Annotated in this window: 12 protein-coding genes; 9 read left to right on the top strand and 3 right to left on the bottom strand. The window is 71.2% G+C overall.

Going from position 1 to position 23,234, the window contains the following annotated elements:
• The first annotated feature begins 137 nt into the window (after positions 1–137).
• From ggt to ACOOHE_RS13710, 9 genes are all read left to right on the top strand, one after another.
• On the top strand, positions 138–1,898 hold the full coding sequence (ggt, locus tag ACOOHE_RS13750; protein WP_420454657.1) for a gamma-glutamyltransferase: 1,761 nt from the start codon (positions 138–140) through the stop codon (positions 1,896–1,898).
• Between the two features lie 176 nt (positions 1,899–2,074).
• Positions 2,075–5,230: a TonB-dependent receptor gene (locus ACOOHE_RS13745; RefSeq protein ID WP_420454656.1), complete on the top strand. Its 3,156-nt coding sequence runs from the start codon at positions 2,075–2,077 to the stop codon at positions 5,228–5,230.
• Between the two features lie 208 nt (positions 5,231–5,438).
• A complete protein-coding gene (locus tag ACOOHE_RS13740) occupies positions 5,439–7,688 on the top strand; it encodes a hypothetical protein (RefSeq protein WP_420454655.1) in 2,250 nt (749 codons plus the stop codon).
• Between the two features lie 70 nt (positions 7,689–7,758).
• Positions 7,759–9,984, top strand: a complete 2,226-nt coding sequence (locus ACOOHE_RS13735) for a T9SS type A sorting domain-containing protein (protein WP_420454654.1) — start codon at positions 7,759–7,761, stop codon at positions 9,982–9,984.
• A 166-nt stretch (positions 9,985–10,150) separates the two neighbouring features.
• Positions 10,151–11,764: a hypothetical protein gene (locus ACOOHE_RS13730; RefSeq protein ID WP_420454653.1), complete on the top strand. Its 1,614-nt coding sequence runs from the start codon at positions 10,151–10,153 to the stop codon at positions 11,762–11,764.
• Between the two features lie 248 nt (positions 11,765–12,012).
• A complete protein-coding gene (locus ACOOHE_RS13725) occupies positions 12,013–14,934 on the top strand; it encodes a TonB-dependent receptor (protein WP_420454652.1) in 2,922 nt (973 codons plus the stop codon).
• 109 nt (positions 14,935–15,043) lie between these two features.
• Positions 15,044–16,048, top strand: a complete 1,005-nt coding sequence (locus ACOOHE_RS13720) for a PorV/PorQ family protein (RefSeq protein ID WP_420454651.1) — start codon at positions 15,044–15,046, stop codon at positions 16,046–16,048.
• A gap of 268 nt (positions 16,049–16,316) precedes the next feature.
• Positions 16,317–17,639: a hypothetical protein gene (locus tag ACOOHE_RS13715; RefSeq protein ID WP_420454650.1), complete on the top strand. Its 1,323-nt coding sequence runs from the start codon at positions 16,317–16,319 to the stop codon at positions 17,637–17,639.
• Between the two features lie 243 nt (positions 17,640–17,882).
• On the top strand, positions 17,883–19,136 hold the full coding sequence (locus ACOOHE_RS13710) for an ectonucleotide pyrophosphatase/phosphodiesterase (protein WP_420454649.1): 1,254 nt from the start codon (positions 17,883–17,885) through the stop codon (positions 19,134–19,136).
• Between the two features lie 40 nt (positions 19,137–19,176).
• Here the strand turns inward: ACOOHE_RS13710 and ACOOHE_RS13705 are convergent, their stop codons facing one another.
• From ACOOHE_RS13705 to ACOOHE_RS13695, 3 genes are read right to left on the bottom strand one after another with little or no spacing between them, the layout of a single operon-like run.
• Positions 19,177–20,367, bottom strand: a complete 1,191-nt coding sequence (locus tag ACOOHE_RS13705; RefSeq protein WP_420454648.1) for a dipeptidase — start codon at positions 20,365–20,367, stop codon at positions 19,177–19,179.
• A gap of 24 nt (positions 20,368–20,391) precedes the next feature.
• Positions 20,392–21,684: an alpha-hydroxy-acid oxidizing protein gene (locus tag ACOOHE_RS13700; RefSeq protein ID WP_420454647.1), complete on the bottom strand. Its 1,293-nt coding sequence runs from the start codon at positions 21,682–21,684 to the stop codon at positions 20,392–20,394.
• 37 nt (positions 21,685–21,721) lie between these two features.
• Complete coding sequence (locus ACOOHE_RS13695; protein ID WP_420457628.1) at positions 21,722–22,723, bottom strand: 2-oxoacid:ferredoxin oxidoreductase subunit beta; 1,002 nt, start codon at positions 22,721–22,723, stop codon at positions 21,722–21,724.
• Positions 22,724–23,234 lie beyond the last annotated feature (511 nt).

Raw genomic sequence — 23,234 nt, 5'->3', positions numbered from 1 at the left:
GGAGGGTGGGGTCTCAATATGAGACCGAAATCGGGTGTGTGTTGGTTTTGTGAAGAAAAACAGTCCCCCATCTCCCGGCCCCGCGCCGTCGCGAGCACGAGACGCTACGTTGAGCGTCCGAGCCATCCCCTCCGTCTGTGACCTGCCGCCGCCTCGTCCCTGCCCTCTTCGTCGTCCTTCTGGTCACGTCGGCGTGCCGCGCGCAGCGGTCGCCGACGGCCCCGCCTGCGCGCGCCGAGCACGGGATGGTCGTCTCGGCCGAGATCCACGCCTCCCGGGCCGGCGTCGAGGTGATGGAGGGCGGCGGCAACGCCGTCGACGCGGCCGTGGCGACGGGCTTCGCGCTCGCCGTCACGTTCCCGGTCGCCGGCAACGTCGGCGGGGGCGGGTTCATGGTGATCCGCTTTCCGGACGGGACGGCCACGACCATCGACTACCGCGAGACGGCGCCGGCTGGGGCCACGCGCCGGATGTTCGTGGACCCCGAGACCGGCGAGGTCCGGCCCGACCTGAGCCAGCGCGGGGCGCTCGCGTCGGGCGTGCCCGGGGCCGTGGCCGGGCTCCTCCACGCCCACGAGCGCTACGGCCGCGCCCCTCTTGCGGAGGTGTTGGCGCCGGCCATCCGCTTGGCCGAGGGCTACCCGCTCAGCCGCGCCGAGGCCGAGCTGATGAACGCCTTCGCCGACCGCTTCGCCCGCTACCCCGGGACCGTCCGGCACTTCACGCAAGAGGGCGGATTCGAGGCCGGCGAGACGTTCCGCCAGCCCGAGCTGGCCGCCGTGCTCCGCCGGATCCGCGACGACGGCCGCGACGGGTTCTACCGCGGCGAGACGGCCGACCTCCTCGTCGCCGAGCAACAGCGGGGCGGCGGGCTCATCACACACGAGGACCTGGCGAGCTACCAGCCCGTCGAGCGCGAGCCCCTCGAAGGCACGTACCGCGGCCACCGGATCCTGTCGATGCCGCCGCCGTCGTCGGGCGGCGTGGCCTTGATCCAGATGCTGGACGCCGTCGAGCCGTTCGACGTGGGCGGGCTCGGGTTCAACTCGTCGGCCACGGTCCACCTGATGGGCGAGGCCATGCGGCGGGCGTTCGCCGACCGCGCCGAGTTTTTGGGCGACCCCGACTTCAGCGACCTCCCCACGGCCGAGCTCGTCGACCCAGACTACACGGCCGCCCGGATGGTCGACTTCGACCCGGCGAGGGCCGACGTCAGCGAGGTGCTGGGCGCCGGCCAGCCCCGGCCCGAGTCGCCCCAGACGACGCACTACTCGGTCGTCGACGCCGACGGGCTCGCCGTCTCCGTCACGACGACGCTCAACGGCGGGTTCGGCTCGCTCGTCGTCGTCGAGGGCGCGGGGTTCTTCCTCAACAACGAGATGGACGACTTCACGTCGGCCCCGGGCGAGCCCAACATGTTCGGCCTGGTTCAGGGCGAGGCCAATGCCATCGCGCCCGGCAAGCGGATGCTGTCGTCGATGACGCCGACGATTGTCGAGGACCCCCAAGGCCGGCTGATGCTGGTCGTCGGGTCGCCGGGTGGGCCGCGCATCATCACGGCCGTGTACCAGACGATCTTGAACGTGATCGACCACGGGATGGACGTCCAGGAGGCCGTGGCCGCGCCGCGCGTCCACCACCAGTGGTTGCCGGACGTCCTGTTCGTCGAGAACCAGGGGCTGGCGCTCGACGCCGTCGTGGCGCTCATCGAGCGGGGCTGGGCCGTCGACGAGTCGTCGGGCTACTGGAGCCGCGTCGACGCCATCGAGGTCGTCTACGACGAGGCGCGGGCGACGACGGACCCCTCGGGCCTGGACGCCGTCGAGGCCGGGACCGCCGGCCGCGTGCTCCTGGGCGGGGCGGATCCCCGCGGCGAGGACGCCGCCGTCGGGTACTGACGGGTGGGACGCTGTTGGCGAGACGGAATTACCTCTGGGTTACCGGTTCGTGAGGGCGGCGCGAGGGCCGTGTTAAGCGTCCGTTGCTCCACGGGATCTGAACTGTGACAACCTGGAGCGGGAGATACGTTCGCCTGTGTCCTAGCGGCTGCGGCCGCGACCACCGACTCCCCCCCATGCGTCACTCTACCCTCTCCTGGCTCGGCCTCGCCCTCGCGGTGCTCGCCGTCGCCGCCGGCACGCCCGCGTTCGCGCAGGGCGTCACGACTGCCGCCATCAACGGAACGGTCCTCGACGAGGCCGGCGTCGGCCTGCCGGGTGCCTCCGTCCTCGCCGTCCACGAGCCTTCGGGCACGCAGTACGGCGTCTCGACCCGGGCCGACGGCCAGTTCAACCTCCGCAACTTGCGCGTCGGCGGGCCCTACACGGTCACCGTTTCGTTCGTCGGCTACACGACGGTCCAGCGGACCGACATCACGCTCGAGCTGAGCGAGAACGAGCGGGTCGACGTCCAGTTGACGCCGGCCAACGTCACGATCGGCGAGGCCGTCGTCACGGCCGAAGGCAACGCGATCATCTCGTCGTCGAACATCGGCACGGGCACCAACGTCTCCGAGGAGGAGATCGAGCGGCTGCCGACGATCTCGCGGAGCCTGACCGACTTTACGCGCCTGACGCCCCAGTTCTCCCAGGTTGGGACGGGGAGCGAGGCCGGGACGTCGGTCGGCGGCACGGCCAGCCGGTACAACAACATCCAGGTCGACGGGGCCGCGCTCAACGACGCCTTCGGGCTCGAGAGCTCGGGCACGCCGGGCGGCTCGTCCGGCACGCAGCCGATCTCGCTCGACGCCGTCAGCGAGTTCCGCGTCGCCATCGCCCCGTACGACGTGACCCAGGGCGGCTTCACCGGCGGCAACATCAACGTCATCACGCGCTCGGGCACGAACACGTTCACGGGCTCGGTCTACGGGCTCGGCCGGAACCAGGACCTCGTCGGCTCGGGCGTCGAGGGCGACGAGTTCGGCGACTTCACGGACGCGACCTACGGCGGCCGGCTCGGCGGCCCGATCCTGCGCGATAAGCTGTTCTTCTTCGGCAGCGTCGAGATCGGCGACACCAACGAGCCCATCGTCGCGTCGTTCAACGCGCCCGACCAGGCGGCCGAGATCCAGAGCATCCTGTCCACGCAGTACGGACGCGAGACGGGGACGCTGGGCGCCTTCGACGCGAGCACGACGTCGACCAAGCTGTTCGGCCGGCTCGACTACAACCTGAACCAGGCCAACAAGCTCACGGCCCGGTTCAACTACGTCGAGGGCTCGAAGGACGACGGCATCTCGCGGAGCTCGTCGTTCTACACCCTGGAGGACCGGCTCTACACACGCCAGAACACGAACACGTCGTCGGTCGTCGAGCTCCGGAGCATCCTGGGCCAGAACGCGGCCAACCTGTTCCGCGCCAGCCTCCAGACGAACCGCCAGCCGTCGGTGCTGGAGTTCCCGGCGTTCCCGTCGATTGAGATCCGCGGGCTCAGCGCCGACGGCCGTTCGACGGTCGTGGCTGGCCCGGACCAGTTCCGCGGGGCCAACAACATCGACGCGAACGTGGTCGAGCTCGTCAACGACTTCAACTACTTCGTGGGCGACCACGTGGTGACGGTCGGGACGCAGAACACGTTCTCGGCGTTCGAGAACCTGTTCATCCGCAACTTCTACGGGTACTACCGCTTCAACAACCTCGACGACTTCCGCGCCGGGCGGGCGTCGCTCTACGAGCGGAACTACTCGGCCATCCCCGGCGAGGACCGGCCGCTCGCCGAGTTCGCGTACGCCAACTTCAGCCTGTACGCTCAGGACGAGTGGTCCGGGATCGAGAACCTGAAGGTGACGGCCGGCCTCCGGGTCGACATGGCGAACTACTTCGACTCGCCGTCGCGGGCCTACGACGCCGACGGCGGGGCCTCGTTCGAGAGCCTGTTCGGGTTCGACAACACCGAGGTCCCGAACGGCAACCCGGTCCTCCAGCCGCGCGTCGGGTTCAACTACTCCTTGCCCGAGTCGGCGACCCAGGTCCGCGGTGGCACGGGCTTGTTCAACGGGTCGAACCCGGCCGTCTGGATCTCGAACTCGTTCTCGAACGACGGCACGCTGCTGGGCGGCGTCTCGGTCCGCGACGCCGACGACATCCTCGCGGCCGGCGGCTTCCGCACGGACCCGACGAACCAGTACACGGCGGCCGACTTCGGCTTTTCCGAGGGCTCGGCCGAGATCAACCTGACCGACCCCGACTTCAAGTCGCCGACCGTCTGGCGCTCGAACCTCGCCGTCGACCAGGCGCTCCCGGGCGGGTTCGTGGCGACGGGCGAGCTCCTCTACACCGACGTCGTGGACGGCGTCCAGTGGAAGAGCCTCAACCGCCAGCCGTTCGCCCTCAACCCGAACACGGTCGACGGCCGCGGCTTCCCCGGCGCGACCGACCGGAACACGCGGCGCCCGGCCATCTCGGGCGACTACCAGGACGTGATCGTGCTGACGAACACGGACCAGGGCTACGCCTTCAACGCGACCGGCCAGCTCCAGAAGCCGGTCGGCACGGGCGCCATGCCGGCGCTGGGCGCGAGCCTCAGCTACACGTTCGGCCAGGTCAAGGACATCAACTCGGTGACGAGCAGCCAGGCCCGGTCCAACGTCCGCGACCTCACCATCGGCCTGGACGTCAACGACCCGCCGCTGGCGACCTCGAACTTCGAGGTGGCCCACCGCGTGCTCGCTACGGGCTCGTACCGGCTCGCCTACGCGGACCGGTTCTCGACGACGTTCTCGCTCATCTACGACGGGCAGGCCGGCCGGCCGTACTCGTTCGTCTACTTCCGCGGCGACGACGTCAACGGCGACGGGTTCGACCGGGCCGACCTCATCTACGTCCCGAGCGACCGGAGCGAGGTCGAGATGAGCGACGAGGACTTCGCGGCGTTCGACGCCTTCATCGAGTCCAACGAGGCGCTCCGCGAGCAGCGCGGCCAGATCTTCGAGCGGAACTCGACGCGGGCCCCGTGGCTCCACTTCCTCGACGCCCGCATCGCGCAGAGCATCCAGACGCTCACGGGCCAGGACGTCGAGATCACGCTCGACATCCAGAACGTGTTCGACCTGCTCGGCTCCGACCTCGGCCAGGTCGAGACGGTCGGCGACAGCTTCAACTTGGTGGACTTCCGCGGCTACACCGCCGACGGCCGCCAGATCCTGGAGTTCGAGACGCCCGACACGATTGCTGAGGTGAGCGACTTCGCCTCGCGCTGGCGGATGCAGCTCGGCCTGCGCTACAACTTCTAGCGCTCGGCTCGCTCTTGCAGGACCGCGCGGCCCCGCTCTCTCCGGAGGGCGGGGCCGCGCGTCGTTCGGGGGCGGCCGAAGTGCCCCGCGCTCCCGTGTGACGAAGGGGTCACTTCACCGGCCCTCCCTTGTGCCGACTCGCGGCCTCGATACATTCCCCACACAGGGCCGGACCGACCGGCCGACGCCTCCCCCAGGTTCTCTCTCCATGACCTTCCGACGGGCCGCTCGCGCGGCGACGCCCCTGGCCGCCGCCCTCGCCATGCTGGCGACCCCGGCCGACGCCCAGCCGTTCGAGCGCGTCGCGACCGACGTCGGCGCGACGGGGCTCTCGGTGACGAACGTGGGCACGCTCGGCCGGCCCGGCATCGCCAACGACCCCGGCGGGCTGCCGTCGTTCGAGTACCCGCTCGACTCGGGCATCGAGCACCTGTTCGAGGCCGGCCTCTGGGTCGGCGGGCGCCGGGCCGACGGCGTGGTCACGGTGCGGACGGGCGCGGTCACCACGTCGGGCGGCTACTCGCCCGGGGCGCCGGGCTTCGAGTTCGCCCAGGAGGACGTCTTTACGCGGCGGTCGTCGCTGGCGACGAGCCCGTTTTTCTCGCCGCGCGCCGTCAGCCAGCAGGACTTCCTGACGAGCTACTCCGACACGGCGGCCGTCCTGCCCGGCACCAACACGCCGCTGCCGGACGTCCAGAACCGGCTGGGGCTCGCGGTCGAGCAGCGGTCCTACGCTTGGAGCTTCCCGTTCACCGAGTACTTCGTGATCGTCGAGTACGAGATCACGAACGTGTCGAGCCAGCCGATCCAGGACGTCTGGGTCGGGCTCTGGGACGACTTGGTCGTCCGCAACGTGGTGACGACGACCGAGGGCGGCGGGGCCTTTTTCAACAAGGGCGCGCGCGGCGTGCTCGGCTACCCGATCTACGACGCCAACACCGGAGCCCTCCTCGACGCGGCGCCCGACAGCCAGTTCGTGAGCTACGCCTTCAACGCGGGCGGGTCCGAGGAGAGCCTCAACACCTACGGCTCCATCGCCTTTCTCGGGGCTGAGTGGGACGACGCTGGCGGCGCCGGCCGTCCGGCGGCGACGCGCTTTTTCCACCCGTTCGTGGCCGACGAGTACCGGGCGCTCGGGCTCCCGCCGCCCGTCTTCAACCCCCGCTTCTGGCTCTTCGCCGACGCCTCGCCCAACCTGGGCCGCCCGGCTGACGACTTGGAGCGGTACCAGCGGATGCAGCGGCCCTTCCCCGACCCGACGGCGTTCGGAACCCAGGACGAGTACGCCGCCGCGCGCGCCGCCTTCCTGGGCGCGGGGCAGGGCGAGGGCCGGCTCCAGACCGACGGCCGGCTGGCCCAGGGCAACTGGATCGGGCTCACCTCCGTCGGCCCGTTTGCGGAGCTGGCGCCGGGGCGGAGCGTGACGGTCACGTTCGCGCTCGTGGCCGCGCTCAAGCCCGACGCCTTCCAGACGGTCCCCGCCGGCCGCCAGGCCGACACGCCCGAGTCTCGCGCGCTGCTCCGCAACAACGTGTTCTGGGCCCAGGAGACGTATGCCGGCGAGGACGCCAACTACAACGGCGCGCTCGACGCCGGCGAGGACCTCAACGGCAACGGCGTGCTCGACCGCTACCTCATCCCGTCGCCGCCGGCCTCGCCCGCGCTCCGCGTCGAACTCGAAGCCGGCACGGCCGTCTTGTACTGGGACGACGCGGCCGAGGGATCGCTCGACCCCGTCACCGGCCGCCAGGACTTCGAGGGCTACCGCGTCTACCGCTCCGACCCCGGCGACGACGCCGACGGCAACATCCTCGGCGACGCCGGGCTCATCGCCCAGTACGACCGCCCAGGCAACGACGTCGGGTTCAACAACGGCTTCGAGGCCGTCCGCCTCCAGACCCCGGCCACCTTCCCTGGCGACCCGACGACCTACGAGTACCGCTTCGAGGCCGACGGCCTGCTCGACGGCTGGCAGTACGCCTTCGCCGTGACGGCCTTCGACGGGGGCGACGTCCAGAGCGGGCTCCGGTCCCTGGAGTCGTCCGTCGCCTCGAACGCCGTCCGCGTGTTCCCCGGCGCGGCGCCGTCGCCGGTCGGCGAAGAGCGGACGGTCGGCGTGTTCCCCAACCCGTACCGCGTGCGCGCGGCGTGGGACGGGCCGCTCTCGACCCAGCGCAAGCTGTACTTCACCGGGCTCCCGGCGCGGTGCGAGATCCGCGTGTACACCCTCGCGGGCGAGGTCGTGACCGAGCTCGACCACGACGCGGCGACCTACGTCGGCGACACGCGGTGGTTCGAGGACTTCTCGGCGCCCGGCCGCGAGGTGGCCGGCGGCGTCCACGCCTGGGACCTGCTCTCCGACAACTCGCTCCGGCTCTCGTCGGGGCTCTACCTGTTCTCCGTCCGCGACCTCGACACGGGCGAGGTCGACACGGGCAAGTTCGTCATCTTGCGCTGACGAGAGGCCCGCGAGTCCTCCCGTGACCCGGCGCCCCGGCGCCCTTTCTCTCCCTTCCCTGCACACTCCCATGCGACTCTCTACTCTCCTCGTCCTCGCCGCCGTGCTGGCGACGGCCGCGCCCGCCGCGGCTCAAAACTGCACAGCCTCGACTGCCCAAGAGGTCACCATCCGCGAGATCAACGCGATCCCGCAAGACAACGTTGACCAGCTCAACGCGGCTGGTGCGGATGTGACCATTGAGCAGGCTCAGATGCTCTTGACCAACGACCTCGAAGACGCCTGCGTCACGTTCACTGCCGTCCTTCTCACGGACCCGTTCCTCTCGGGCTTGGCCAGCCTCAACGCCGAGGGCATTCCGGGACGCATTCACGCCTTCGTGCGAGACGTGACCGCCGCGACGGAAGGCGTCGCTGGCATGGGTACGCAGATCGTTGATGGCCGCGGCAACGGTGAGATCCAGCAGTTTTTCCCCGGTGATGAGATCGTCGTGACGGGCACGGTGTCGCCGTTCGAGGGCAATGGAGGGAAGGCGATGCAGATCGCCCCCGTCTCCATCGTCGGCACCGGCAACGCTTATGGGGAGGATGATCCTCTCCGCCAACCTGTCGTCGTTACGACGGAAGACATCCACGACGTGTACGGAACGGGGACGGAGTCCAGGTCGCAGATCGACTGGTCGGCATACTCGGACTTCAACGGTCAGTACGTCCGGTTCGAGACGACCAACCTCGTTCAGAGCACGTCGGGGGGTGGTCGCGTAGACGTTCTGCTCTCGTCGCCCAGCGACGACGCGCAGATCAACACATACGACACGTCCGTCTGCTTCCGGAATGACATCGGAGTCGAGTATTACCCGAACGGCAACATGCCGTCGTGCCTCGACAACCCGTTCAATCCTCCTGTCACGGGAATCGTCAACATCCAAGGGTTCCTGAGCTTCCAGGGCGACGACGGCTCCTTTGACTACGCTACCCCCGATGAGGCCAACTACGTCCTGGTCCCGTTCGAGGACGACGACTTCGAGGTCGCTGTTGCTCCGCCGATCGTGACCTTCGAAGACACGGGCCTGGCCACGACGGACGGCGCTGATGTTCGCGTGACGGCCGTGCCGGGCACGTCCGGCAACACGGTCGCCTCGGTCGTCGTGAGCTACGAGACGTCGAGCGGGATCACGGGCACGGTCGACCTGACGAACACGTCGGGCGACGTCTACGAGGGGACCATCCCCAACTTGGTCGCCGGCGACTTCGTGACCTACTCCATCGTCGCGACCGACAACCAGGGCGCGGCGACGCCGGCGTCGGCGCCGATCACGCGGCTCGTCGTGGACGGCCCGATCACGTCGATCTTCCAGGTCCAGGCGACCCCGAACGGCGGCGTCGGCGGGAGCGGCATCACGACGGCCGACCCGGTCGAGTTCGACCTCGACGCCGTCGTCCAGAGCGTCGTCCGGGTCCGCGACAACCTGACGCTGGCGACGATCCAGGACGACCCCGACCTCGGCCCGTTCACGGGCGTCTGGGTCGAGTTCGCGCCCGGTGCCGAGCTCGAGCCCGGCGACCGGATCACGATCACGAGCGCCCAGGTGGTCGAGGCGTTCACCGTCACGACGCTCCGCAACGTGAGCTACGTCGAGACGGCCACCGGCGACATCCTGGGCTACAAGGAGGTCACGACCGACCTCTTCAACGGCGACGACGGCGCGGCCACGGCCGAGCAGCACGAGGGGATCCTTCTCACGTTCGACGACGTGACCGTCGTGGCCACGAACGCCGACGACCCGTCCGGCCCGTTCGGCGAGTTCCTGATCTCGAGCGACGGCACGGCCGCCAACGGCTTGCGCGTCGACGACCTGGCCGACGGCGTCACGTTCGAGGGCAACGACCCGGGCACCGTGTACACGGCCGGCGGCGTGCTCGACTTCGTGCGGGGCCCGCTGTACTTCTCGTTCGGCAACTACAAGCTGGTCCCGCCCTCGGCCGACGACATCGGCGACTTCTCGGTCTCTCGTGAGGGCGACCTCGCGACGAGCGCGGTCCGCATCGTCGGCGCGTTCCCGAACCCGGCGACGGGCGCGGCGCGCGTCCGCTTCGAGCTCGCCACGGCCGGCGACGTCTCGCTCCGCGTGTTCGACGCGACGGGCCGCCAGGTGGCCGTCGTGGCCGAGGGCACCCGGGCGGCCGGCGCGCACGAGGTCTCGGCCGACCTCGGCGGCCTCGCCTCGGGCGTCTACGTCGTCCGCCTCGTGGCCGGTGGCGAGGTGGCCACGGCCCGCATCGCCGTCGTCCGCTAGCTCGGACTGTCTTGCATTCGGCCGGCCGGCGTGTAACAGCGCCGGCCGGTCCTCTCTCCGATTCGTTCTCCCCACCGACGTGCCCCGACCGACTCCGAGCCCTCCGACGACGTCCCCTCTCCCCCCGGGAGAGGGACAGGGTGAGGGGCCCGCGTGGCTTGCCCGCGTGGGGCCGCTCGCACTCGTCGCCCTGCTGACCCTCGCCGCGTGCGACGCCGGCTTCGACGGGGCGACGTCCGACAACCGGGCGCCCGAGACCGAGCTGTCGGTCCGCTCGTCCGACCTGCGCGAGGACCTGGGCGCGCGCCGGCTGATCTCGACCGTCGAGGTCGCGTGGTCGGGGACCGACCCCGACGGCGTGGTCGCTGCCTACGACGTCCGCTCGTTCCAGGTCGACGCGCCGCCGGCGCCCGAGGCCGGGTGGGCGCGGACGGCCCGGCGCGACTCGACGCTCCGGCTCGAGATCCCGCTCGGCGCCTCCGAGGCCGACGTCGTGGTCGAGGTCCGGTCCGTCGACGACGCCGGCGCCGTCGACCCGAGCCCGGCGCGGACCGTCTTCCCGATCCGCAACTCGAACCCGACCGTCCGGCTGGTCGCCGCCGAGGCGCCGCCGGACTCGACGTGGCCCGTCGTCTCGTTCTCGATCTCGGCCGCCGACGTCGACGGCGACGCGAACCTGGCCGGCATCGAGATCGCGCTCAACGACACGACCGCCGGGTTCGTCCGCCTCGACCCCGACGTGACGTTCGTCACGCTCGTCGCCGACGACCCGCAAGCGGCGACGACCTCGGCGACGCTGTTCACGGGCCGCGGCTTCCGCAACGCGGGCGTCTCGCTGCCCGGCCTGCGCTTGAACGCCGACAATGTGGTCTACCTCCGCGCCGTCGACCAGGCCGGGGCCACCAGCCGGACGCTCCGCTACCCCGCGCTCGACGTCGACGGCCAGCCGGTCGGCACGCTGTTCGTCCGCCGCGTGACGAGCAACGTGCTGCTGGTCAACGACGTCCGCGTGGGCGACGACGCCCAGGTGCTCGGCGTGGCCCGGCAGGCGCTGGCGACGTACGGGACCGCCGGCTACGACACGTGGGACCTGAGCGAGACGCCGCAGTCGGCCGCGAGCCCCCGGTTCTCGGCCGCGCTCCCGTCCACGCCCGACCCGACGCTCCGCCAGACGCTGGCGCTGTGGGACCGGATCTACTGGGTCTCGAACGCGGTCACGAACACGTCGGTCGGCAACAACCTGCCACGCGCGGCGAGCGTGATGGACCTGTTCTTCGACGGGGGCGGGCGGATCCTGGTCCAGGTCCCGGTCACGCTGCCCCAGGGCGCCGACGTGGGCGGGACGGCGAACGCGGCCATCGACATCCTGCCCCTCAGCACGCTCATCACGTTCCCCGAGGGCGTCCGCGCGCTCCGGGCCAACGCCGGCACGGCGGTCCGCCCCGCCGCCGACGTGCCGGGCACGGGCCGGGGGCTCCCGCCGCTCCAGGCCGCCCGGCTCATCACGAGCGCGCTCCCGTACGCCGTCGGCCCCGATGACGTGCCGCTGTACCGGATGTCGTTCTACCAAAACAACGTGCCGTCCGACACCTGGGAGGGGGCCGAGGTCGTCGCCTCGATCCGCGCCGACCGCCGCTCGGCCCTGTTCGCATTACCCCTCTTTGCCGGCCCGAGCCCGCTGTTCGAAGGGACCGGGGCCGAAGGCGTGATCGACGCGCTCGCGCTGATGCTGGACGGCCTCGACTTCCCGACCGGCTCCGGCCGCCTCGCCCACCGATGATGACCGACGACCTTCGCATGGACGTTCTTGTGCACCGCGGTCGGCTGGCGGACACGATGAATCGTGTCCCTACCGAGGGTGGGGATTTTGCGCCCGGCCGGACCCCCCGTCCGGCCGCCCATCGCGGAGCCTGTGCTGAGCCCAGCCGAAGTGCTCAGCGGGCGGTCGGACTGTCCCCCTTCAAGGGGGACAGCTTCCCGAGCCGGGAGCGGAGCGACCTGCCGGGAAGCGGGGGGTCCGGGGGGAGCTTGCGGTCGCCGCTCGTCCTCGTGCTGCTGGCCCTGCTCGCCGCCGTCCCCGCCGCGGCCCAGGGCGCCATCGCCGGGACGGTCACCGATCCGGCCACTGACCTTTCGGTCATCAACGCGAGCGTGTTCGTGCTCGGCACCACGCGCGGCGCGGCGACCGACGTCGACGGCAACTTCCGCATCGAGGGGCTGCGAGCCGGCGACTACACCGTCCGCGTGTCGTTCGTGGGGTACCAGACGAAGGAGTTCACCGGGATCGAGGTCCGCAACGGCGAGACGACCCGGCTCGACGTGACGCTGGAGGAGGCGATCCTGGGGTCCGAGAACGAGGTCGTCGTCGTGGGCGAGGCGCCGCTGATCGACGTCGAGCGGGCCGAGAGCGCCTACACGATCACCGAGGAGCAGATCGCGTCCCGCCCGGTCCGCGACGTCCAGGACGTGATCGCCAACCAGGCCGGCGTGACGCAGGACCCGACGGGCCTCTACATCCGGGGTGGCCGGGCGACCGAGACCGGCTACGTCGTCGACGGCGTGAGCGCGAAGGACCCGCTCGCGGGGACCGGCTTCGGGCTCGACCTGGGCTCGAACGCGCTCGGCGAGGTCGAGGTCGTCACGACGGGCGCCGACGCGAGTGTGGGCGACGCGACCTCGGGCGTCGTGTCCATCCGCACGCGCGAGGGGACCGACGAACTCGACGTGCGGACGGCGGTCCAGCGCGACAACTTCGGGTTCAACGACTCGTGGTCGAGCTCGTTCAACGAGGACAACTACGAGGTGTCGGTGGCCGGGCCGATCCTGCCGGGCCGCGTCCGCTTTTTCGCCTCGGGCCAGGGCACGTTCTCCGACGGCTTCGAACGGACCGTGACGACGGCCGACTCGACGTTCTCGTCGGTCCCGGATCAGGTGTCGAGCTCGATCCTCTCGGACGCCTGGGCGCCGCGCCGGGGCAACCGTTGGAACGGGCTCGGCAAGATCGTGGTGCTGCCCCGGGCCGGGATGAAGCTCGTCGGCAGCTACCAGCGATCCCTCGCCGTCAACCAGAACACGCGGATGTTGCAGGTGACAGGCAACGACGCCGTCGTGGCGCCGGGCTTCCAGTACGCCTTCGCGCTCCAGCCCGACCAGGCCAACACGTACACCCAGGACGCGAATCTGAGCTACCTCCTGTGGACGCACGCCGTCGGCGGCAACTCGATCTACGAGGTCCAGCTCTCGCGCCTGTTCACGCGCCTCCGCGCCGACGCCAACGGCCGCGACTGGCGGCCCGAGAACGTCGACTCGGAGCTCGACCCGTTCTCGATCCCGGGCTTCCCCGGCGACATCTTCGGCGACCCGGGCGACATCCCGGCCGATACGGCGCTGTTCGTGCTGCCGGGCCCGGGCTACTTCAACAACGGCGGCGTGGCGACCGACTGGCACGACCACTTCGCCGAGCAGGTCACGGCCCGGGCCGAGTTCACCCGGTTCACTGCGAACGAGTCGTACGAGCTCACGTTGGGTGCCGAGGCGACGCTCAACGACTACCAGTGGATCGACATCGCGCGGCCGTGGGTCGGCGCCCCGATCCAACTCCCCGACGGGACGTTCACGCAGTCGAACCGGCTGGGCCAGTCGTCGGACATCTGGCGGGTCAAGCCCCGGCGCGGCTCGTTCTACACGACGAACCGGTTCCGCTACAACGGGCTGATCGCGTCGGTCGGCGCCCGGTTCGAGACGTGGGCCGCCGGCCAGTACGTCGACGATCTCGTCGCCGACTCGGCGTTCACGATCCCGACGACGATCCGCGAGGCGTACAACAGCGACACGGTCTCGTTGTTGGGGCTGAACTGGAAGGCGCGGCTGCTGCCCAAGCTCAACGTGAGCTTCCCGATCCGCGACAACCAGGTGCTGTTCTTCAGCTACGGCCACTCGATGCGGTTGCCGCACCCGACCTACGTCTACGCCAACCTCGACCCGTTCTATCAAGACCGCTCGTTCTTCTCCGACCTCGGCAACCCGAACCTCGACCCCGAGATCGACATCGCCTATGAGCTCGGCGTCCGCAACCAGCTCACAGCCGACGACGCGCTCAACGTGACGGCGTTCTGGCGCGACAAGTTCGACTTCATCACGGTCGCCTCGGTCACGATCGCCGACCCGACGGGGAGGGAGACGAGCCGCGCGCTCCGCGTCAACGGCGACTTCGCGCGCGTCCGCGGGATCGAGGTGGCCTATACCAAGCGGATCGACCGGTGGTTCTTGGGCCAGTTCTCGGGGAGCTACAGCCGCGCGACCGGCCTCAGCTCGACGAACAACGACGCGCTCCAGGACCTTATCCAGAACGGCAACGCGGACAACACGTTCGAGACGCCGCTGGCGTGGGACCGCCCGCTCGACCTCAAGGCGTCGGTCACGCTGAGCCACGACGAGACCGAGCCGTGGCTGGGCGTCCCCGGCCTCAACCGCGTGAGGCTGTTCGTCCAGACGACGTTCCGGAGCGGCCAGCGGTACACGCCGGTCGAGTTCGTCGGCAACGAGGTCAACCCGTTCACGGGCGAGCGCGACTGGCGGCCGGTCTACGAGACCGTCGACGACCCCGCGCTCCGGTTCTCAGAGACCGGCACGCCGTGGTGGTGGTTCGACGTGCGCGCCGAGCGCAAGATCGGCCTCGGTGGCAGCGACCTGCTGGTCTCGCTCGAAGTCGAGAACCTGTTCGACCAGAAGAACAGCGTGATCGTCAACCCGGTGACGGGCGAGGCCTACCCCGTCATCGAACCGGGCACCGACCCGACGACGTTGCGCGGCAACCCGGAGTACGATGTGCCGGGCTTCCTGCGCGACCCGCGCTTCGAGGACCCGAGCACGAGCGGCCTCCCGCCGTTCAACCCGGCCCGCTTCCTGACGCCCCGCCACGTCGTGCTCGGGCTGAGCTACCGCTTTTGATGCGACGCCGAGATCCCCTGTCTGCCCCAGCCAGCGCGGATGCGTGATACGTGATGCGTGATTCTTCCTACGAGAGATCACGCATCACGTGTCACGCATCCTTCCTCCCATGACCCGACCGCTCTCCCGTCTCGCCCTGCTGGTGGCCTTGCTCGCGAGCGTCCCCGCCAGCGCCCAGATCCTGCCGGCCTACGGCGAGGACCGGGCCGGGACGGCGGGCTTCCAGTTCTTGGAAATCGCCGTCGACCCGCGTGGCGCGGCATTGGGCGGAACGGCGGTGGCCACCACGAACGACGCCTCGGCGCTGTTCTGGAACCCGGCGCTCTCGGCGCGCGGCGGGCGGACGCAGGCGCTGGCGGCCACGCTCGCCTACTTCGCCGACGTCTCGCTCAACTACGCCGCCGTCACCCAGCGCATCGGCACGTTCACGGTCGGCGGCCACGTCCAGACGCTCGACTCGGGCGACATGGCGGTGACGACCGAGTTCTCAGGCCCGGCCGGGACCGGCCAGTCGTTCCGCTACCTCGGCGTCGTCGGGGGCGTCACCGTCAGCCAGGCGCTGACGGACCTGTTCGCCTACGGCGTGACGGCCAAGCTCGCGCGCGAGGCGGCGGCCGACGTCGCGATGACGGTCCCGCTCTTGGACCTGGGCGTCCACTACCGCGTCGGGACGACGGGCGCGTCGATCGGCGTGGCCATCCGCAACTTCGGCCTCAACGGCGAGGCGACGGGCGAGATCGAGCGCCAGACGGTCGGCGGCGAGACCGTCGTCGAGGACGAGTTCGAGGACCTGGTCCCGCCGACGACGTTCATGCTGGGCGTCGGCTACGACGTCGTCCGCGCGGGCGACCACGCGGTGACCGTCTCGGGCCAGCTCACGAACCCCAACGACAACGCCGAGCAGTTCAACGTCGGCGCGGAGTACGTCTGGAACGACGTCCTCTCGCTGAGGGGCGGCTACCGCTTCGGCGTCGAGGAGGCGACGACGCCCACGCTCGGGTTCGGCGTCGAGGTCCCCGGCCTGGGCGACCGCACGCTCCGCGCCGACTACGCCTTCGAGACCTACGAGCGGCTCGGCCCGACCCACCGCATCGGCGTCGCCGTTCAGTTTTGATTCGGGTACGAGGTACCGGGTGCGTGGTACGGCCACCGACCCTTTAACCCCGAGACCCACAACTTCTCAGCCCTGCGCGCTCAACCCCCACCTTGTCATCCTGAACGAACGTGAAGGATCTCAGCTCGATGCCCCAGGTCCACCGACGCCGGCTCCGACGGCTCGGGACGTCGGCGTTGAGATCCTTCGCAAGCTCAGGATGACGAGGTGAGAGAGCGGGAGGTAGCCCCGCCCTGTACCTCGTACCGAGTACCCCGTACCCAACCCCATGCGGACCTCCGCCCTGCCCGTTCTCCTCGCTCTCGTCGCGTGCGGCCTCTCCGGCTGCGACGCCGTGTTCGGGTCCAAGAGCGACCCGACGACCGACGAGATCTTCGTCGAGGGCCAGACCGACCCGACCCTCGTTGACGACGTGGGCTACGTGCCGCTGAACCCGTTCTACACCGAGGGCTTTGGCGGCGCCTTCCAAAGCCCGGTCGACGTCTACGTGGGCTACGACGAGTTCGTCTACGTGGCCGACGAGCGGGGCTTGCACGTGCTCGACCTGGCGGGGCGGCCCCAGTTCCTGCTGTCGGAGGTCGAGGGCCAGCCCTTGCGCGACATCACGGCCATCGTCCAGGACCGCCGCCTCGACGTCTACGTCGCCGCCCGCCGTGACACGACCGTCGCCGGCGCCGACTGCCCCTCGGCCGGCGGGCCCGAGCAGTGCGACCTGGCCGTCGTCTACCGGATCCGCGGGCTCACGACCGGCGCGCCGCGCGTGGCCGACATCCTGTGGCACCCGTTCGACGACGGGAGCCGCCGGTTTACCCGGTTCGAGCTGCCCGACACCTACGCCGGCGCGACGAGCGACGAGGACGTCGAGTTCACCGGCGTCGCCACGCTCGCCGACAACCGGCTCTACGTGACCCGGCGTGGGCCCGTCAACACGACGGCGACGGGGCGGCCGAGCCAGGCGTTCAGCCCGTTCAACGCCTTCTTGCAGTACACGGCCGAGGGCGAGTACATCCAGTACGTCCGCGCGCTCACGCCGGACCGGCCGTCGCTGCTGAGCGCCTACTACCCGTCCGACGTGCTGACGTTCGTCGGGCCGCCGCAGCGGGGCTCGGTGGCGCTCAACGAGGACTTCGTGCTCGCGCTGGCGCCGCCGCCGTCGGAGCCGACCCCGACGTATGGCGTCGTCTCGGTCCAGGTCGTCGAGACGTCCGACGGGATCGAGTACCGCGTCGACTCGGGCCGGCTGGGTGCGGCCGGCAACCCGGACTTGGGCGACGGGGCGCTGTTCGAGGCCGGCCAGTTCGTCCGCCCCACGAGCCTGGCGTACGCGGCCGACCAGACGGGCTACCTCTTCGTGCTCGACGCGGGGACGGACAGCCTATACGTGTTCAACCAGAACGGGATCGAGGGCGTGGCCCCGCCGCCGGGCGCCGGCTCGACGCGGCCCGTCCGCGCGTCGTTCGGCGGGACGGGCGCCGGCCCGCTCCAGTTCTCGGACCCCCAGGGCGTCGCCTACTACCGGGAGGTCGTCTACGTGGCCGACACGGGCAACCACCGGGTCAGCCGCTTCCGCCTCAACACGGACTTCGAGTAGGGGAGGCTCGCTGGCGCTCGCGGAAATGGGAAAGGGGAACTGGGAAATGGCAGAGAGGGGGAGAGCCAACTCGGGCGACCCGTACGGACACCATGCATGGTGTCCCTGCCGATCTCGGGGTCGAAAGCGGACACGATGAATCGTGTCCCTACCGAGGGCTCGCTCTGATCGGCGCTGGCGGTCGTGCGCCGTCGGCCGGAGATTCCACCCGTCCACCCGTCCACCCGTCCACCCGTCCACGTCATGCGCCGTCTCTTGTCCGCCCTCGTCGTCGTGCTGGCCGTGCTCACCGGGGGGCGCCAGCTCCAGGGGTGCGCGTCGGCGGAGGAGGCGCTGGCGGAGCCGGAGGCCGAGCGGGCGCTCGTGCTCGTGTCCGTCGACGGGTTCCGGTGGGACTACCTCGACCGGGCGCCCGAGGGCGGTGCGCTCCAGTGGATCGCCGGGGGCGTCCGCGCCGAGCGGCTGGTGCCGGTCTTCCCGTCGAAGACGTTCCCCAACCACTACTCGCTCGTGACCGGGCTCCACCCCGAGTCCCACGGGATCGTCGGCAACACGATGCGGGACCCGTCGCGGCTCGAAGACGGCGAGCCGGCCCGGTTCTCGCTCTCGAACCGGCAGGCGCTCGTCGACGGCCGGTGGTGGGGCGGCGAGCCGATCTGGGTCACGGCCGAAACGCAGGGCGTGCCGACGGCGACCGTGTTCTGGCCCGGCTCCGAGGCCGAGATCGGCGGCGTCCGCCCGACGACGTGGCTCCCGTACGACGGCGACATGGCGTACCGCGACCGCGTCGAGACGGCCCTCGACTGGCTGGACGCGGGGGCCGGGCTCGCGACGCTCTACTTCGAGGGCGTCGACACGGCCGGCCACCGGTTCGGGCCGGACGCGCCCGAGGTGGACCGGGCCATCGCGGAGGTCGACGCGGCGCTCGCGGCTTTGGTCGAGGGCCTCCGCGAGATCGGACGGCTCGACGACACCGACCTCGTCGTCGTCAGCGACCACGGGATGACGCCGGTCTCGCGCGACCGCGTCGTCGTTCTGGACGGCGCCGTCGACTACGACGCGGTCGACGTGGACTGGGGCGAGGTCGTCGGCCTGTGGCCGGACGAGACGGTCGACGTGGACGCGCTCGTCGCCCGCGTCTCGGCCCTCCCGCACCTGACCGCCATGCGCAAGGCCGACGTGCCGGCGCGGCTCCACTACTCGGCCAGCGACCGGATCCCGCCCGTCGTGGTCTTGGTCGACCCGGGGTGGACGGCCACCTCGCAGGGCTACCTCGACCGGAACCCGTCGCGGCCGTCCGGCGGCGCCCACGGGTTCGACCCCGCCTCGTCCGACATGGGCGCCCTGTTCATCGCGCGCGGCCCCCGGTTCCGCGAGGGCGTCACGACCGGCCCGATCCACGCCGTCGACGTGTACGGGATCCTGGCGGCGGCGCTCGCCCTCGACCCGGCGCCGACCGAGGGGGACCCGGAGGCCGTCGAGCGGGTGCTGCGGTAGGGGCGCCCCGCCAGCCTGGCGGACACGATGAATCGTGTCCCTACGCCCCGCCCTCGCGCATCTCGGCGGCCACCCGCTCCGCGTCGCGCATCACGCGGAGCACGTTGCCGCCGAGGATCTTGCGGACGTCGGCCTCGGAGACCCCGCGTTCCAAGAGGCCGTGCGTGATCCACGGCAGCCGCGTTACGTCGCCCAACCCGTCCGGGAGCGCGGGGACGCCGTCGAAGTCGCTCCCCAGCCCGACGTGGTCGACGCCGGCGACCCGGACGGCGTGCTCAACGTGGTCGAGCGCCGTGGCGAGCGTCGCGCCCGGGCCGAGGTAGTCCGCGAAAAAGTTGATCATGACCACGCCCCCGTTGTCGGCCAGCGCTCGGAGCATGTCGTCGCTCGCGTTGCGGACGTGGTCGTGGAGCGCCCGGCACGACGAGTGGCTCAGGATCACGGGCGCCCGGGTGACCGCGAGCGCGTCTTCGAAGGTGGAATCCGAGACGTGGGAGAGGTCGACGAGCACGCCCAGCCGGTTCATCTCGGTGACCAGCTCGCGGCCGAGGTCGCTGAGGCCGCCCCAGCGCGCGGCGTCGGTCGCGGCGTCGGCGAACGAGTTGGTGTTCGAGTGCGTCAGCGTGACGTAGCGGATGCCGTTCGCCGCGAGGAGACGCAAGACGTCGGGCGAGCCCTGGAGCGCGTGGCCGCCTTCGAGCCCGAGCAAGATGGCGCGTTGGCCCCGCCGGCTCGCCGCGACCACGCCGTCGGCCGTCCGCACGAGCGTGGCCTCGTCCAGCCCGGCGACCTGGCGGTGGACAGCCTCGATCATCGCCAGCGCTCGGTCCGTCGCCGCCTGGCCCTCGCCGTAGCTGCGGGCCACGTAGATCGAGAAGAAGGCGCCGTCGAGCCCGCCCTCGGCCATCCGCGGCAGGTCGACGTGGTCGCGCCGGTGCCGCTCGCCGAGCGCGTAGCCCTGGTCCAGCATCAGCATCGGCGTGTCGACGTGGCCGTCGATCGCGACGGCGTCGTAGTGGATGCGGAGCGCGTCGGCCCACAGCGGGTCTTGGGCCACCAACCGGGCGACCGTCGCCGAGTCGAGCGCGACGGCCCCGCCGTCCGACGTGTCGCCGACGGCCACCGGACCGGCCGCGACCGGCGCAGGCTCGGGTGGGGGAGGGGCGGGCTTGGCGCAGGCGACGCCGAGGCCGGCCAGGAGCACGGCGAGCGGGAGGGGAAGCGAGGGCACGGGTCCGGGGAGCGACGGCGGAGTCTACGCCCCGGCGCTCGTCGCCAGCCGCTCGGCCGTGACGTCCGCCAGCGACGCGCAGCCGGCGAGCCCCATCGTCAGGTCGAGCTCGGCCACCACGTTCTCGACGACCGTCCGGACGCCGGCCTCGCCCGCGATGGCCAGCCCGTAGACGTAGGGCCGGCCGAGCAGGACGGCGTCGGCGCCGAGCGCGCGGGCGATGAACACGTCGGCCCCGCCGCGGACGCCGCTGTCGAACAGGACCGGGGCCCGCCCGTCGACGGCCTCGACCACGCCCGGCAGCGCGTCCAGGCTGGCGACCTCGGCGTCGACCTGGCGGCCCCCGTGGTTGGATACCACAAACCCGCTCACCCCCGCGTCGAGCGCGCGGCGGGCGTCGTCCGGGTGCAGGACGCCTTTGAGGACGATGGGGAGGCTGGTCGTCTCGCGGAGCAGGCCGAGGTCGTCCCACGAGAGCGATGGGCGCGAGTAGGTAGCCACGAACCGCTGGACCGCCTTCCGCGCGCGCGACGAGCGCAAGTTGTCGAGCACGCCGCCCGGCACGCGCCGGGCCTGCCCGACGGCCGCGCGCAGCGTCGAGAGTTGGACCGGCGGCCGAGCGGGCGGGTCGGGCAGCGGGTGGTCCAGCTTCGACATGAACACGGGGTCGCTCGTGTACTGCGCGATCCCCCGGCCGTGCAGGAACGGGAGCGCCGCCAGGTCGAGGTCGCGCGGGCGCCAGCCGAGCAGCGTCGTGTCGAGTGTGAGCAGGATCGCTGCGCACCCGCACGCTTCGGCCCGCCGGACGAACGAGCGGACAAGGTCGTCGTCGGTGCTCCAGTAGAGCTGGAACCACCGCGGCGCGCCGGGGCGGACGGCGTCCATCGCGGCGGCCGTCGCCTCCATCGGGACGCTCGCCTGGCTCGAGAACACGAACGGGACGCCCAGCGCGGCGGCGGCCCGGGCGACGGCGAGGTCAGCCTCGGGGTGGGCCATCTCGAGCACGCCGATGGGCGCCAGCGCCAGCGGGGCCGGGAGGTCCTGGCCGAACAGCGTCGTCGTCAGGTCGCGCGGGTCGGCGCCGCGGAGCACGCGGGGGACGATGGGGTGTCGGCGGAAGGCGTCCCGGTTGGCGGCCATCGTCCGCTCGGCGCCCGCGCCGCCGGCGACGTAGGCGAACCCCTCGGGCGACATGACCCGCCGGGCCGCCTCTTCGAGCGCCGCGTGCTCGGCGGGGACGTCGGGCCGGCGGCCGGCCAGGCCCCCGACGAAGACGGACCGCTGGCGGCGCGGGCCGGAGCCGGTCAGGTCGGACATGGGACGAAAAGGGGAGAGGCCCCTCGTATGCCGACCGTTACTCGATGGTCCAGGTGTCGCCGGCCGCCAGCAGCGCCTTGAGGTCGCCGGGCCCCTTCTGCTCGCGCACGGCGTCGACCTGCTCGTTGAGCAGCGCGTCGTACGTCGGCCGGTCCTCGCGGTACAGGACGCCGAAGGGGCGGGGGAGGTCACCGTCCCAGAACATCTGGTCCACCACCAGCAGCGCGAGCGCCTTGTCGGTCGAGTCGTAGACGACGCAGTCGTCGGCCGTCCGGTCGCCGCCGAGGTCGACGGAGCGCAGGCGCAGGCCGTCTAGGATCAGCCCCTTCTCGCCGTCGGCGTAGGTCATCGGCTGGCCGTCCTCGACGAACACGGCGCGGAGCGGCTTGGACTCGCGCTCGGTAAAGTCGAAGAAGGCCCCGTCGTTGAAGATGTTGCAGTTCTGGTAGATCTCGACGAACGACGTGCCCCGGTGGCCGTGGGCCGCCTTGAGGACCGATTGCATGTGCTTCGGGTCCCGGTCGAGCGTCCGCGCGACGAACGAGCCGTCCGAGCCGAGCGCGAGCGCGGCCGGGTTGAACGGGTGGTCGAGCGACCCGTACGGCGACGACTTCGTCACCTTCCCGACCTCCGACGTGGGCGAGTACTGGCCCTTCGTCAGCCCGTAGATCTGGTTGTTGAACAGCAACACCTGGAGGTCCACGTTCCGGCGCAGCATGTGGGCCGTGTGGCCGGCCCCGATGCTCAGCGCGTCGCCGTCGCCGGTGACGACCCAGACGTCGAGCTCGGGCCGCGTGCTTTTGAGGCCGGTCGCCACGGCGGGCGCGCGGCCGTGGATGCTGTGGAAGCCGTACGTGTTCATGTAGTACGGGAAGCGCGACGAGCAGCCGATCCCCGAGATGAACACGACGTTCTCGCGCGTCTCGGCCAGCTCGGGCAGCGCCCGCTGGACGGCCGCCAGTACGGCGTAGTCGCCGCAGCCCGGGCACCACCGGACGTCCGACCCGGAGACGAAGTCCTTGCGCGTGAGGACGGGCAGGCCGAGTGACGCCCCATCGCCCTCGGGGTCGACGACGCGGGCGCGAGCCGGCACCGGTGGTCGCCGGGCGCCAGGCGGACGGGCCGGCTTCTGGACCGGCGCGCCGGCGCCCGGCGGGCGCGTCGGCGTCCGGGGCGGAGCGCCGTCGTCGGGCTCGGTCTCGGGGATGGGCGGGAGCGCCGGGGCGCCGTCCGAGGCGGGCACGGCGGGCGCGTCGACCGGCTTGCGGGTGCCGGCCGGCTCGGGCGTGTCGGGCCGGGCGCCCTTGTCGCCGCGAGGCTGGGGCGGCGTGCCGCCAGGCCGGGCAGCCGAGCCGTCGGGGAGGGCGTCGTCGGCGGGAGGGAGGGAGGACATTCGGTGTTGCGTGTTGCTGCGCCGTCGCTGGCGCGGTTCGAACGAGGGGCGATCTCGACCTCCCACACCGTGTCATCCTGAGCCTGCGAAGGATCTCAGCGCCGACGTCGCGAGTCGTCGGGACCGGTGAGACAAAGCTCGGGGTCCGAGTTGAGAT

It is taken from the genome of Rubrivirga sp. (genome assembly GCF_965213695.1).
In the GTDB taxonomy this organism is placed as follows: domain Bacteria; phylum Bacteroidota; class Rhodothermia; order Rhodothermales; family Rubricoccaceae; genus Rubrivirga.
Note: the sequence above shows the minus strand (reverse complement) of the source record. Positions and strands in the feature narration are given on the sequence as shown.

Excerpts from the sequence above, each read along its gene's own strand:
- ACOOHE_RS13740 (WP_420454655.1), top strand. The coding sequence starts at position 5,439 with ATGACCTTCCGACGGGCCGCTCGCGCGGCGACGCCCCTGGCCGCCGCC.
- ACOOHE_RS13720 (WP_420454651.1), top strand. The coding sequence starts at position 15,044 with ATGACCCGACCGCTCTCCCGTCTCGCCCTGCTGGTGGCCTTGCTCGCG.
- ACOOHE_RS13715 (WP_420454650.1), top strand. The coding sequence starts at position 16,317 with ATGCGGACCTCCGCCCTGCCCGTTCTCCTCGCTCTCGTCGCGTGCGGC.
- ACOOHE_RS13735 (WP_420454654.1), top strand. The coding sequence starts at position 7,759 with ATGCGACTCTCTACTCTCCTCGTCCTCGCCGCCGTGCTGGCGACGGCC.
- ACOOHE_RS13710 (WP_420454649.1), top strand. The coding sequence starts at position 17,883 with ATGCGCCGTCTCTTGTCCGCCCTCGTCGTCGTGCTGGCCGTGCTCACC.
- ACOOHE_RS13745 (WP_420454656.1), top strand. The coding sequence starts at position 2,075 with ATGCGTCACTCTACCCTCTCCTGGCTCGGCCTCGCCCTCGCGGTGCTC.
- ACOOHE_RS13700 (WP_420454647.1), bottom strand. The coding sequence starts at position 21,684 with ATGTCCGACCTGACCGGCTCCGGCCCGCGCCGCCAGCGGTCCGTCTTC.